We start from the raw sequence: 14415 nt of genomic DNA on the forward strand, positions 1-14415 counted from the left end.
GTGAGAATATATGATGTATCTAATTTACTTTTTATTAGCCCTCATTACCGCTTCGTTTGATAGATGGCTTGGAGAAATACTTTTTTTTGTTTTTCCTATAATTGCGTTATATGTGGCAAACTTTGAAGAAGATGATACTAGACTTCTTTTCCTCGTATTGATATATACTATTTTCTATTTCAATTCTAGGTTTGAATTGGGATTTCTTGCAATAATTTTTTTTGCCATCTTTCTTCTCATCAACTTTTTCTTACATCAATTGGAAATGACTTTAATTAAAGCATTGATATACGTGGGTGTTTTGTCGCTGTATATGAGTGTCATTACTTCTTCTCTTTATCCTTTTTTATGGGATATGATTATCGTCTTTGTATTATATTTTATGAACATGAGGCTGGTTTTCAATGAAAGAAAAAAGAGCTAAAATACTGTTTTCTTTATTTTTTTTGGGTATTGCTTTACTTTTTGCGAGATCATTTCAATTACAGATTTTAAACTGGGATAAATATTCAATGGAAGTTCAAGAGTTATCAACAAGAATTGTAAAAGATTCTCCTAAAAGAGGAAATATATACGATAGAAATGGAAATTTGTTAGCATGGAACCAAAGGATATATAACTTAACAAATTTAGGAGGAACGTTGAGTGAAGGTACAGAAGCTGAATTGTATCAAGTTCTGAAAGATGTAGTGGATAATCCGTATACTATAATAGATAAATTAAATTTTCAAAAAAGAGTGAATTTAGAAATAAATTCTGTAACAGCTCAAAAGATAGGAAGCATTGACAAAAATCTACAAGTTGAAGAAAGATATATAAGAAAGTATGCCCACGAATCTTTGTACCATGTCTTGGGTTATGTGGACAATGAAGGTACTCCAAGATCAGGATTAGAATTGGTGTTTGATGAAGAATTACAGGGGCAGCCTGGGTACAAAATGGTCAATATTGCTACAAATGAATCAGTTTCACCTATAATTGCTCAAGCCCATTCTATTGACGGGAATAATATTTATTTAACTTTGGACTTAGATTTACAGATCAAAGCCTACAATTATTTAAAAGAAAATAACTACAATGGCTCGGTGATAATCTCCGAACCAAAAACTGGAGAAATATTGGTCTTTGTTAGTCATCCTTCGGTTGATCCGAATTTGTTTGCCCAAGGAATGAGTAATTTAGAGTTTCAAAGAATTTTGAATGACAATAATATGCCATTGTTAAATAGAGCTACATCCGCATTGTATCCTCCAGGGTCTATTATAAAACCGTTTGTTGCATATGCTGCCCTTGAAGGGGGAATCTCTCCCCAAGCAACCATAAATTCGACTGGAAGATACGATTTAAAGAACTCTCAAGGTAACGTTATCGCATCTTATTACGATTGGTATACTTTAGGACATGGTGAAACCGATTTGGTGAAATCCTTGAGGGCATCGGTTAACTCTTATTATTATTGGCTTGGTGAAAAGTTGGGAATAGACTATTTGGAAAATGTCGCGGATAGATTTGATATTACTTCTAAGACAGGTATAGAAATACCAAATGAAAAAAATGGGATTTTTCCAGACCCTGAATGGAAGTATGAGAAATTTGATACTATATGGTATCCAGGAGAAACATTATTAACGTATATAGGTCAAGGATACATCACTATGACTCCACTTCAAATTCTAAGAATATATAATATTCTTGCTACAGAAGGAGAATATTATCAATTCAGCTTATTTAAAAGGGAAGAAGATATTTTTGGAAACATTATAAATAAAAACGTGCCTTTACTGAGAGATTCATACGAAATGAACGAAGAATATCTAAAATACATCTATCAGGGTATGGTAGAAGTGACCTCTTTCAGTGGACCATCTGGTGAAGAAGGTACTGCTTATCAGTCTTTTAAGGATTTTCCAATAACGGTAGCAGGAAAGACAGGTACCGCAGAAGTAGGAGGTGGAAAACCTGCTCACTCATGGTTCGCTGGATTTTTACCAGCAAATGATCCACAGTACTCGATTGTGGTTGTAATAGAAAATGGAGGGATGGGGTCCACCGGTGCAGCACCTATTGCGAGAGAGATACTCGATGATCTACTTGAAAAATATCATATTCAATAAAAAAGGGTGGGGAGCGGGGGAAGGGCGCTATAGATATAGATACTGTTATAAAGAAAATTCTGCTTTTAAAAAAGGATTACAGGGCTGAGCTCTCCCATACATGACTAGGACCCCAGGTCCTTTCAAAAATTCAAAAGGAGATGATGTTAATGAAGAAAATGTTTATATTTTTGATGCTCATCGTTTTTTTAAGTATGACGGCTTTGTCTGAGAATTATACCTTCATCTTTAAAGACGTTCAACTGTTCTATAACGTTTCTAACGAAACCTCCTTCCTTGTTCCTGATGGTTTTGATGTACTTTGGATCAGTGGAGTGGATTCTTGGGAACTTAAAAAGGTGTATCAACACTTTCCTTTTAAGATAGCTTCATTGGAAGATTACACTCAAAAATCTATTGAAGCCATAGATGAAAATGTTTACAAGATCATTGGAACAAATGAAATTCTATTTTATAACCCTCAATTAAATCATTGGTGCGTTACTGATGAAAAGAATAAAGATAAGATCCAACCCACTACTCAAATTCTATTGAAAAACCCTAAAAGTGCTGTAATTGCTTTAAGAGGAGAAGGTTCGTGGGAAGTTATCTATGAAATGAAAAGTGATGGAACTTTCAACAAAAACGTTCAATTCAACGGCGTTCCTGTTGGGCAAACCAACCTATACTTAGTTAATGAATATCTTAACTTGTCTTCTCGTGATTACATAGAGAGTACAAAGTTATTGAGTAGCACACGTATGGTTAATGAAGATGATTTTGGAATGGTTGCAAAAGAGGCAATTCTAAGTCAAACTTATACAATGAATTTGGGAAAAGTCAATTTTCAAAATACTTTAATGAATGTTAGGATATCTCAAAACGATATATTATCATACCAAGACAGAAACGTAATTAATTTTTCTTTGTACACCAATATAACAAATTATACAAAAACCCAGATAATAAGACACGTAGAAAACACAAAATACAATGGTTTAGGGATAGAGTTACCTTCGGGAGAAGTCTGGATACACGAAGAATTCGATAATGAAAGTTTTCCGATAAAGTTAGCGTACATTAATGATACTCCCGTTGGAGACACGCTCAAGATAAACTTAGGGGAGAGTTGGGATGTACAATATAAGATAGAAAAATTGTCGGATGTTGAAGTTAAATCGGCAAACTCCCGAATAGTAGACTTTTTGATCACAGTCAAGAATTTCAGCTATGATCGACAAATCGTTAACTTGAGTATGTTTGAACCCAATATCGAAATAGAAGAAATGCAAGTAGAAGGAAATTATCAAAATTTAAAAAACAACTCAGAAAAAGGTAAAATTGATATTGTCTTCGATATAATAGATGAGGTAAAAATAAGGATGACAATTAAAACTGTACTTAAAGAATAAAACTCTTAATAATTTCAAAAAAATAGTCGATATTATCTACGAGGTAAAGATTTGATTTTACAGTTAAGTCACTGGCACCAAACCCTTTAATAAATTGAAATCTCTCGGCGAATTCCTTTGAGATATCTTCTTCAAGGCGTTTATCTGAAGGGAGCATCGCGACAAATATTATTTTGTTTTCATTGTTTTCTAAAATGCCGTCTATATGCCAGTGTTTTTGATATGCCTTCTCCTTGAAAGTCATATGTCTGCCAACTCTTTGGTAAAGGTTTTTCATAGCAGAACCTATATAGGCGTACAATCCTTTGTTGATCTTTATCTCTTTGTGATGTAAGTTTACTGTAAAGTCTTTTTTTATATCAATCAGTAAAATGTAAGATCCTTTATTCGTCTTTATCCCTCCCAAGAGAAAGGTGATTTTTATGATTGACTCCATCAAGCCAGAGCATTTTAACCCATACTTGGGCTACAAGTTAGACCCGGGCGAGCTTGGATTGGCTAACAGTTCCCCTGCTTCTTTGAGTATACTTAGGGTGGCAGCCCATGAGTTGGGGAATATAAACCAATTTAAATCTCAGGCTCTGAAAAAAGGTGGAATTGTTATATATACAGACATCGACCTTAATCTTAAAAGAAGGGGAGGATTTTTAGCTGCCGTTGGAGGAAAATCTAAAGCTGTTATTTTGTACAAAAAAGAAATAGACAAAAGTTCACCACAAGATCCCGTTTATGAACTGCAAAATACAGAGAAAAACACCAAGGAAACAAAAGATATAAAGCAAAAGATCGAAAAAGAAATTCAAAAAATAACGAATGAATTAAGAACAGAAACGGATCCAGAAAAAATTAAAAAGTTAATCAGCATCCTTCAATCTTTAGAAATTTATAAAAGTAACAGCTCTTCTTTAGATTTGGAGTTTATTTTAGGATTAACTTTGGATCTAACGGTTTGATTCTAAAACTTCTTCTCTTTTATTACTTTTCTCCGATATCTCTTGGGGCTGGTCTTTTTCTATAAAATTAATCACCCAACGCCCCACAATTCTTTTGAATATATAACTTGATTTATGTCCCGCCAACAGACCTTTGACTTTTTTATTTGGTAATAAGTTTTGAAGGTCATTTGTGGCTTTATGTGGCATGATTTTATCGAAAAGAGCTTTTATAAAAAGAACAGGTTGATTAACGAACTTAGCATAACTCAGCGAGTCGTAATGATAACAAGTAATAGGTGTTTTTTGGAATATATCATCTATAGAATTGATATTATTTTTTACAAAGTTAGCCGCATCACTTCTAAATTTTTTACAAAACTCTTCGGAATCGCAACCAAATGAATTTTTTTCTTTTGCGTATCTTTCCCTAACTTTTTCCGTATATGGTGAGTAAAAGTTTATCCATCTCCAATTCCCACCAGTGATCATCAAGATACCTTTTTTAATCCTCTTATCGAGAGCTAAACTCATAGTACCAATGATTCCTCCAAAAGATACCCCCATTAAGTACAAATGATTTTCCGAAAAATCATCGAAGGTTTCAAGTAAATCGATTGCTCTTCGAACATCTTTTACAGAATTATGAAAAAGTACTGTGCACTCATTTGGTTCAGGTGAATAATAAGGGTCACCATCTTCTACATCGTTTGGTTTTCTACTCAGATGGTAAGGAAGGATCACAACACTCGTTCTGTAGCCAAATTTTTTGAAATACCTCCCGTACCATTCAAGATATGGAACGTTGTTGGGTCCAATACCATGTAGAAAGATTATATCCCCTTTAACTTTTTGTTCAGGTTTAAACATATGAATTACCTGAGTTTCGTTTTCTTTGTAAATGGGATCAGTGTACACAGTGTGGAAAGTGTAAACATAATAATCGTTTTCTTCTCTTACTTTGTAATTTATCGGAAGTTTAGGATATTCAAATATGTAGTCCGTTGTTTATCACCTCGTATTTTATACATGTAATTGACATTTATGCATCTCTATTTTACAAAGTTATATTTACTTTTTCTTAAAATAAACATTATAAAATTCTGTTATTATAATAAAAAATACCTATATAGGGTATAGGAGGTTGAAAGATAACATGCAACATGTAAAAGTAAAGGTTTATACAACTCCAAACTGTCCTTGGTGCAGAAAAGCCAAATCGTATTTTAGAGAGCTAGGAATAAAATTTAGTGAAGTAGATGTTTCAAGAGATCCAAAAGCAGCAGAAGAACTAGTTCGAAGGACTCATCAAATGGGGACTCCGGTAATTCAAATAGGGAGTCAGTATATAATCGGTTTTGATAAAAACAAAATCGATAGTATGCTGGGAATAAACTAAAAAAACAATTTCAATTATAAAAACATAGGGTCTTTAAAATTAGACCCTATGTTTTTTTCTCAATCAATCTTTATCAAAACATCGTCCATTATCTTCGGATCGGTTGGGTTACCTCCCCCAAACGACCAAGGTCCTCCATTTGGTGATAATGGTCTCAAGACCCCTTCGATTCCATCGTAATCGTATGTTGTTATATAAATAGTCCATCCTGAAAGGTCGCTTGTGTCAAGTGTTGAAAGTGGAATCATAAAGGTTATTTTATTTTCTTGTTTATTAACCTGCGTAGTAGGGGCAGGAGTTATTGGATCACCATATTTATTAGCTGATGAGTTCTCTGAACTGAAAAGACTGATACCCCAACCGGTTGCGTAAACTTCGTAATCCCAATCTAAGCTATTAGGCATAGTTGCATTTTGAAATGGTAATTCTACTGCTCCTTTTTTGTCAGGGTCGTCGAAGAAGATTTGAAATGTCACATGATCGAATCCGTTTGCAGGGTTCCAGATATCAGTCACATTCTCCATAGTTACAACCATCCTAAGCATAGTTCCAATTTGTATCAATTCAACCTCTTTAATATCCATCTGTTTGTTGAAAGTTGGGTCTTTTGGGTAAGAATAAGTTCCATTAGGTCCTTTATCGTCTCCCAGAGAGTCTTCAACTATTTTAAGAGTCACCATTGGAATTTCGAAATTAATATTATAACTTTCTGAATAATCAACTATTAATGGAGTTCTTCCGTAGGCTTTAACGAATATGTTGTGTTGCCCAGGTGTGAAATCCGAGATGTTTATTGGGATTTCCCAAGGTTCATTTTGTTTTTGTGTGAGATTGATTTTAGCATATTCCTTTTCCTCACGATCAACGATTACCTGAATAGATTTTGCGTTTGATGCTGTTCCTTTTAATACGAAGTTTTCAGAGAAGGTTTGACCTTCTTCTAAATTTGTAATTTCTACAGATACTTCTTCTTCCTTGACAGGGTTAATTTCATTCGTTACCTCGAATATACCGATTGCCTTAGCGTTTAACAAGATATTCAAAGGCGAAGAGTATACGATTTCTTTGTTAATCATATTGTTTACTAAAATGGGTTTAAGAATGGTACCTTCATCAATCCCTAAATCAACATCTGTAGCATGTTTTTTATTGGAAGATGTATTCATCAAAATAATATAAGATTTTGATTCATCTTTTACTTTATAAATGAAAGGTCCTGGACCTAATTCATCTGCGAAGAGAACTTCTACTTTTCCATATCTGAAGGTTGGTATATTTTTCCTTAATTCAGTTAATTCTTTGATGTACTGAAAGGTAGGTGTTGTTGTATCAAAGTGGTCAACTCCTCCAGAAGCAAATCCCTGTTCAAACATTGCTGCCCGTGTTTCAACAAAGTTTTGTTCGGTACCGTAATATATAGTTGGTATTCCTGGAATAGTGAATATAAAAGTTAAGGCCTGCTTGAGACTGTTTATATCAGAACCTTTTAGGAATCTATCCATATCGTGATTATCAATAAAGGTTATCATTCTTGAAGGATCTTTGTACATAGTTTCTCTTTGATTTAATCGATACTCCAAGTAAGATGTTGGTTTTCCTTCTTTAAACACACGCTTGATATCCGTTTGAAGAGGAAAATCTAACATTGAATTAAATCCAATTTCCATATATTCATTTAAAGATTTCTCCGCTACGTTCGTGAACGGTTGAGGTGTTATCCATGCCTCACCATAAGTTAAGAAATCATTTTTTTCAACTTTTTGCGCTATTTCATATATTCCATTTTCTCCATTTAAAAATTCTTCCCAAAATTCATTTGGAACATATATAGCGGTATCTATCCTAAAACCATCTATATCCGCTTCTTCTATCCAAAAAGTGTAAGAATCTTTCAAAGCTTCAATCACTAAAGGATTCTCAGTGTTCAAATCATCTAACTGAGAAAATTCGGTATTATATTGGTTTGGATTTTTAATTTCAGAGGGCCAATGATAAACATTCAATTTTCTTTGTTCTGGATCGTTATAATCATTCATATTGAAAGGATACTGGTCGGGTTTGTTTGTTGGAACACTTTGATTGTTTAAAAAATATCGTCCGTTTTTGTAAATCAAAAAATTACCCGTATGATTCGCTACGATATCTTGAATTACATACATACCTCTTTTGTGAGCTTCTTCTACAAATTTTTTGTAAAGTTCTACATCTCCAAAATGTTCTTCTACCTTTTTAAAATCTCTTGCCCAGTAACCGTGATAACCTCCATAATTCACACTTCCATCCCACCATTGGTTAGCGACAGGCGGTGTAACCCAGATTGCAGTTGCCCCTAATTCTTTTATATAATCTAACTGGTCGATCAAACCCTGGATGTCTCCACCATTGTACTTTGAGTTTACTATTCCACTTTCTATTCCTGAATCTGTTAGTACATCGTTGGAAGTATCTCCATTTGCAAACCTGTCTATCATAACAAAATAGATGATCTGATCTTCCCAATTTGGAGAAGGTGTTCCAGAAAAAACAAAGGAAGCTAAAAAAAGAAACAATGTTACTAAACCTAAGTATCTTTTCATTTCTCCATCCTCCTTTTAACTTTTGTAATAATGGAAACGTTTTACTAAAAAATTATAACATAAATTTGAGCGACGTGCAAATCCAAGTAATACGCATAACAAAAAGGGATGCATTGTGCATCCCTTTAAGTGCTTAACGATTATTCATTGAATTCTATGAGGCCTAAGTCTCCATCTTTTCTTTCATAAAGAACGCTTATGGCATCATTTTCTGGATTTCTGAAAACGAAAAATGAATGGCCTAAAAGTTGCATTTGTAACATTGCTTCTTCAACGCTCATAAGAGTTAGATCAAAATTTTTTGTTCTCACAATCTTTGGAGCATCAGGTTTTTCTTCAATTTCTGATTCATTTTCTTCAGCTAAATCAAGATTTTTAATGTCAGGATTTTGAAGATTTTGTTCTATTTCCATACGTGCCTTTTTATCTGTTCTACTTTGTTCTTGTAAACGATTCTTTAGTTTTCTGATTTTTCTTTCCAAAGAGTCTGTTACCTCATCAATAGCTTCATAAAGATCGTTACTTCTTTCTTCTACTTTTATGATTTTACTTAAAGGATTAATGTGGGTAGTTATTTCAACTTTGTATATGCCCCTCTCTTTTGTTATTCTGACATCAGAAGGAGAGACAATATCAGGATGTTTTTTGAGCAAATGGTCTGGTTTACTCATTCTTTTTTCGATATAATTCTCTAAAGCTTCGGTAAGTTCTACTTCCTTTGTATAAACTTTATACTCCATCTAAATCACCTCCAGATTTGAATAGTTGCTATACTTATATCTATATTTTTGCATTAAATATGAATATTGTTTTCAGAGTAATATTTATACTAACGTAGTGGGGGGATTAACATAAATTTTGATGTCTCTAAAATGTTTTTTAAGCGTTGAGTATAAAAAGTCATGATTTTTCTGTTTACTTTTTATAATGATTTGATACCTGTAATTCCCTCTTAATTTGGAAATGATTGGCACAACGGGTCCCAATATTTCAATATCAACTTGATTTTCAATTTTACTCAACTCTTCGACGATTTCATTTGCTTTAGCCTTTGCTTTGTCAGCGGAAGGGTTGTTCACTAAAATCATAAATAATGTGACGAACGGAGGATATCCGTATATTTTCCTTTGTTCAAGATCATTCTCTGCAATTAGGTCAAAATTATGATCAATTAAAGATTTATAAATATGATTCTCTGGTTGAAAACTCTGAATGATAACTTTGCCTTTCTCTTTCCTGCCAGATCTTCCTGCAACCTGCATCAGCAAAGAGGCTGTGCTTTCTTGAGCGTTGTAGTCAGGAAAGTTGAAATATCTGTCAGCGTCAAGAATGACTACTAAATCTAAATCTTGAATATCCAAACCTTTAGTGATCATCTTAGTTCCAACAACGATCTTTTTCCCTGGTTCTTTCATGAAATTAAAAGTGTTTCGTAAATCTTTGAATGTTTTTATAACCGTCCTATCAACCCTTACTAGAGGTTGTGAAGGGAACAATTTAGCCAATTCAGCCATAACCCGTTCCGTACCGAAACCTCTTGTTTGAAGTTTAAAGCCTCCACACTTTGGACAAAAATTTGGTAATTCACTTTCCTTTCCACAGTAATGGCATCTTAATTTTCTTTCATTTTTATGAAAGGTTAATGAAACATCACACTCATCACATTTGAATATATATCCGCAGTCGCTGCAAATTACATAATTGGCATATCCTCTTGTTGGCGTGAAAACAATTACTTTTTTGTTTTTTTTCAAAGAAATTTCTATATTTTCTACTACCTTTTTGCTGAATATCCAGTTATATTTTTCATCTTTTTTCATATCAACTATTTGGACTTCAGGCATTTCGGTAAAGTACCTTGTATGTATTTTTTCAAGATAAAAAAAGTTCGCTTTTGCCTTGTACAGATCAATCACCCGTGGTGTTGCTGATGAAAGTATCAGTTGAATGTCTTCTAAATCTTTTCTAAAACAAGCCGTATCTATCGCATCGTAACTAACGTTTTCTATCTGATAGTAAGATTGATCATGTTCTTCATCGATTATAATCATTTTTAAATCTTTCATGGGTATGAAAATGGCGCTTCTTGTTCCTATGACTAAGTCCAATTCACCATTCACGGCTTTGTACCAAGTTTGTACTCTTTCGCTACTTGTAAGTCCGGAATGGTAAAACGCTGCATTGTAGTTAGCAAATCGTTTTTTTAACCTGATCATTAGCTCCGAGGTTAAAGAGATTTCTGGCACTAAAAGAAGGACTTTCCCGCCATTTTCCAAGATAGGCCTTGCAACTTCAAAAAATACTTCTGTTTTACCGCTCCCCGTAACCCCATACAATAAATGTGGTTTATCAGAATTTGCTTTTATTGCTTCAACTGCTTGCCTCTGTTCATCATTTAAAGAAATTTCTGTATTTTCTTCGTAAATTGGGAAACCTTCAGATAATTCAATTATACCTTTTTTCCATAAAGTGTTCAAAACGGTGGAACCTTTTTTCAAAATACCTTGTGAGTACAGATCGCTTTCTAAGGTTTCACCGTTTATGGATAGATAATTTATTACCTCTCTGGCAGATTTTGACACATTGAACTTCCACATCTCTTTTAAGTCCATTTTTAGGCTAACAAACTTATCTATTTTCTTTGTAATTTCTTTTCTGTATAGTTCTATCTCAATTAAATTTGAATCTAAATATTCTCTTAACTGCTTGTTGGCTTTTGAAGCATTATCAAAAGATTTTAAAAATTGCTTGTAAAAAATAGGCTTTTGAATAGGAGAAAAAGAACTTTTTGGTGTAATTCTCAGTTTATAAATATCCGAAGAAAGAGGAGGAAAAAACAATCTTGCAACCTCCCCAATAGGAGCCATAAATTTTGAGCTTACCTTTTCCATAAGTTTGATGTGCTTTTCATTTAAAAAACTCTTATTATCCAATGGAAATGCGATTTCTTTTATTTTGTCGAATTCTGTAGTTTCAGACTCTTTGTAAACTAAACCAGGAAGGAACTTACCTCTTAAATCAATGATAACTCTTTGACCTATCTCTAATTTTTTATCGCTTTTATAGGTAAACCCATTAAAAACCATTTGTCCTATGGGGATTACTTCATAATAATACATCTAAATCCTCCAATTTCACTCGCTAACAAGTACAAGAAAACTTTTACCTGGCATTTTTTCTATGGTATTAAAGCTTTCTCCAGTTAAGATATCTCTGTAACTTCCGTTCAAATCGTACTCAATTTCAATTTGTGAATCTTTAGAATTTAGTGCAATTATGACATTCTCTGATTGATAGCGTCTTTCATAAATTAGAACACTTTCATCTGCATACAGTACTGTATAATCACCTTTTCTCAAGGCATCACTTTCTTTTCTTAATTCCGCCAACTGAGAGTACAAGTCTAAAATTTCCATATTCCACTTACTATCATCCCAGTAAAATGGAACTCTGCAAAATGGATCTGTGGTCCCCGTCATGCCTATCTCATCACCATAATATATTAGAGGTGACCCTATAAACGTCATTTGAAGTACGACAGCTAATTTCATTCGTTGTGTATCTTCACCGAGAGCAGTTAGAATTCTTTCAGTATCGTGTGAACCCAAAAGGTTCCATAACCCATGCAACACTTGTGGTGGATATTTGTCTATATATGCGTTAGTGGTATTAACAAAGTTAATAGCCCTTCCACCTTTGGCATATGCGATAGCCGCATCTCTGAAGATGTAATTCATTACAGAGTCGAAACTTGGATCTTCAAAATAAGAAGTGGCATCTCTCCAAAATTCTCCGACAACTAGGGCTTCTTGGTTTATGTTTTTAATGTTTTCGTAAAGAGCTGACCAATAAGTTTCAGGGAGTTGATCAACCGCGTCCATTCTCCATCCATCTATACCAAAACTCATCCATTTACCAATTACCTGATTTATGTATGCCCTTACCTCGGGATTTTCGTTGTTTAATTGAGGGAGATCAGCGTATCCATGCCAACCTTCGTAACTTTCTGTAGATTTTTTGATAGGAAATGACTTAATATAATACCAATCCAAATAATCGGATTTTTCTTGTTTGAGAAAGTTTTCTTTCATCGCGAAGAATTCTGTTCCTGTATGATTAAATACGCCATCTAAGATTACTTTGATATCTGACTCATGTAACGCCTCTAGCATATTAGAAAAGACTTCTTCGTCTCCAAAAGAATCATCAATTTTTAAATAATTTGTTGTATCGTATTTATGGGGAGTCTGAGCTTCAAAAATGGGGTTGAAGTAGATGGCTTCCACACCAATGTAATCTAAATGATCAATTGAGTCAATGACCCCTTGCAGATCTCCACCATAAAAACCAAAAGAAAGAGAATTTCTATTATGTGGACCGTTCCAACTGTAGGTTCCTTGTGGATCATTGGAAGTATCACCATTTCTGAATCTATCAGGAAATATTTGATAATAGATCCTTCCTTTCGACCATTCTGGTATATCAAAATATGAAATTATAGGATGATTAAAGTCGAATTCAAAAAACTCTTCTGTTCCGTTGAAACCGTATATTATTTCTTCGCTATCGTGGATCAAAAATCTATACTTTAAAACTTCAGCTTCGGTAAATACGTGGAACCTATAAATGATGGTGTTGCTTGATTCTATTACAGATTTTTGTATGGAGGATGCGTTGGCTTGTAGTTCAACGTCTTCAACATCATTTTTTTCGAATTCTATTGAAAGATATATTTCGCCCTTTTGAACCGGATTTATATATCTTCTTTCGTTATCGAAATAAACCTTTTTAACTGAGCCATCGCCAACTTTTGGAAAAACAAATGATTCCTGAACGGTGCGTACATTGAAGATTTCACCGTTATAGGTTTCTATATCCTCGTTTGAAAAATCTATCGTTCTTTTTCCATCTACGATGAATTTATACAGGTATTCACCAGGTTCTAAATCAACATTGTAACGCCACAGTCCGGTGAAGCTTTTTTCCATGGCAATAGGCTCAAAGTTGTTAAAACTGGCAACTAAATAAACAGAAGTTGCTTCTTTCGAGTATAAAAACGTAGTGCTAACAGAAAAAGAAACAACAGCAAAAGTAAGTATCATGACAACGAATAATGCTTTCTTCATGAAAGTAACCCCCCTATCAATGAAAAAAGTTTTCTGACTTCAGATAGTAATCCTATACCTTATTAACTAATTGTTTCTACTTTTTCTATTACCCTTTTTGCCAAGTTAACGTAGACATTTGTTACTTCTGGAGTTCCGAAATAAGCAACGGGTTTACCTGCATCCATGTTTTCTCTGACGGTTGAATCCAAAGGAATTTGTGCAAGTAATTCTAAATTGTATTTTTCTGCTAAAGATTTTCCGCCGTTTTCACCAAAAATGTAGTGTTTAGTTTTACAATTTGGGCAGATAAAATAAGACATATTTTCAACTATACCGATAATTTGCTTATCCATTTTTTTCACAAAATTAATAGCTCTTTCTACGTCGTCTTGCGAAACGACAGAAGGTGAAGTAACGATCAAAGAACCCTTTATCTTTTCCACGTTTTGGAAAACTGTTAAAGGTTCATCTCCCGTACCTGGAGGTGCATCGATAATTAGATAGTCTAATTTACCCCAAGCAACATCACCAATAAATTGCATTATAGCACCTGTTTTTAAAGGACCTCTCCAGATAATAGCCTCATTGTCGCTATCTAAAAATTGGGAAATAGAAATAACTTTTATTCCGTGTACTTCAGGGGGTAGTATTTCTCCTCCAACAGCAGAAACTTTGGCTTCTCTCCCCCCCAACATTCTTACTACATCAGGACCATGTAAATCAATATCCAAAAGCCCTACTTTTCGACCCTCTAGAGCCAGAGCAACCGCTAAATTCACCGCAACAGTGGTTTTTCCAACTCCTCCTTTACCGCTCATAACCATAATAACGTTATCAATATTTTCGAGTTTTTTAGAAGCCTTATCTTTCCTTTCCTTTAGGTCAGCCATTTTAC

At 33.9% G+C, this 14415-nt stretch carries 12 protein-coding genes; 5 read left to right on the plus strand and 7 right to left on the minus strand.

Features of this window, described 5'->3' with window-relative positions:
• Positions 1-10 precede the first annotated feature (10 nt).
• The 3 genes from X926_RS06120 to X926_RS06130 all read left to right on the plus strand — a co-directional run bounded on the left by X926_RS06120 (position 11) and on the right by X926_RS06130 (position 3505).
• Positions 11-424 carry a hypothetical protein gene (locus X926_RS06120; protein WP_103065419.1) on the plus strand — a complete coding sequence of 138 codons (414 nt, stop codon included), beginning with the start codon at positions 11-13 and terminating at the stop codon, positions 422-424.
• Positions 405-2114, plus strand: a complete 1710-nt coding sequence (locus X926_RS06125; protein ID WP_103065420.1) for a penicillin-binding transpeptidase domain-containing protein — start codon at positions 405-407, stop codon at positions 2112-2114. The genes X926_RS06120 and X926_RS06125 overlap by 20 nt, the downstream gene beginning before the upstream one ends.
• A gap of 149 nt (positions 2115-2263) precedes the next feature.
• Positions 2264-3505, plus strand: a complete 1242-nt coding sequence (locus tag X926_RS06130; protein ID WP_103065421.1) for a hypothetical protein — start codon at positions 2264-2266, stop codon at positions 3503-3505.
• Here X926_RS06130 and X926_RS06135 read toward each other — a convergent pair.
• A complete protein-coding gene (locus X926_RS06135; RefSeq protein WP_081429278.1) occupies positions 3495-3941 on the minus strand; it encodes a DUF123 domain-containing protein in 447 nt (148 codons plus the stop codon). The two genes, X926_RS06130 and X926_RS06135, sit on opposite strands and share 11 nt — an antisense overlap.
• Between X926_RS06135 and X926_RS06140 the strand changes: the two genes are divergently transcribed.
• The gene (locus X926_RS06140) at positions 3928-4458 is read left to right on the plus strand and encodes a hypothetical protein (RefSeq protein ID WP_103065422.1); all 531 of its coding nucleotides are present in this window, start codon (positions 3928-3930) and stop codon (positions 4456-4458) included. The genes X926_RS06135 and X926_RS06140 overlap by 14 nt on opposite strands.
• On the opposite strand, the gene X926_RS06145 is transcribed toward X926_RS06140, so the two are convergent.
• Positions 4447-5307: an alpha/beta hydrolase gene (locus tag X926_RS06145; RefSeq protein WP_233186698.1), complete on the minus strand. Its 861-nt coding sequence runs from the start codon at positions 5305-5307 to the stop codon at positions 4447-4449. The genes X926_RS06140 and X926_RS06145 overlap by 12 nt on opposite strands.
• A 286-nt stretch (positions 5308-5593) precedes the next feature.
• Between X926_RS06145 and X926_RS06150 the strand changes: the two genes are divergently transcribed.
• On the plus strand, positions 5594-5836 hold the full coding sequence (locus tag X926_RS06150) for a glutaredoxin domain-containing protein (protein ID WP_012209229.1): 243 nt from the start codon (positions 5594-5596) through the stop codon (positions 5834-5836).
• 59 nt (positions 5837-5895) lie between these two features.
• Here X926_RS06150 and X926_RS06155 read toward each other — a convergent pair whose 3' ends face one another.
• From X926_RS06155 to X926_RS06175, 5 genes are all read right to left on the minus strand, one after another.
• A complete protein-coding gene (locus X926_RS06155) occupies positions 5896-8412 on the minus strand; it encodes an alpha-amylase family glycosyl hydrolase (protein ID WP_103065424.1) in 2517 nt (838 codons plus the stop codon).
• A 140-nt stretch (positions 8413-8552) separates the two neighbouring features.
• On the minus strand, positions 8553-9152 hold the full coding sequence (gene hpf / locus X926_RS06160; RefSeq protein WP_103065425.1) for a ribosome hibernation-promoting factor, HPF/YfiA family: 600 nt from the start codon (positions 9150-9152) through the stop codon (positions 8553-8555).
• 84 nt (positions 9153-9236) lie between these two features.
• Entirely contained in the window at positions 9237-11531 is a 2295-nt protein-coding gene (gene priA, locus X926_RS06165; protein WP_012209232.1) for a primosomal protein N', read from the minus strand.
• A 15-nt stretch (positions 11532-11546) separates the two neighbouring features.
• Positions 11547-13538, minus strand: a complete 1992-nt coding sequence (locus X926_RS06170) for an alpha-amylase family glycosyl hydrolase (protein ID WP_103065426.1) — start codon at positions 13536-13538, stop codon at positions 11547-11549.
• Between the two features lie 62 nt (positions 13539-13600).
• Positions 13601-14410 carry an Mrp/NBP35 family ATP-binding protein gene (locus tag X926_RS06175; RefSeq protein WP_012209234.1) on the minus strand — a complete coding sequence of 270 codons (810 nt, stop codon included), beginning with the start codon at positions 14408-14410 and terminating at the stop codon, positions 13601-13603.
• Positions 14411-14415 lie beyond the last annotated feature (5 nt).

The organism is Petrotoga sp. HWHPT.55.6.3 (assembly GCF_002895495.1).
Taxonomy (GTDB): domain Bacteria; phylum Thermotogota; class Thermotogae; order Petrotogales; family Petrotogaceae; genus Petrotoga; species Petrotoga mobilis.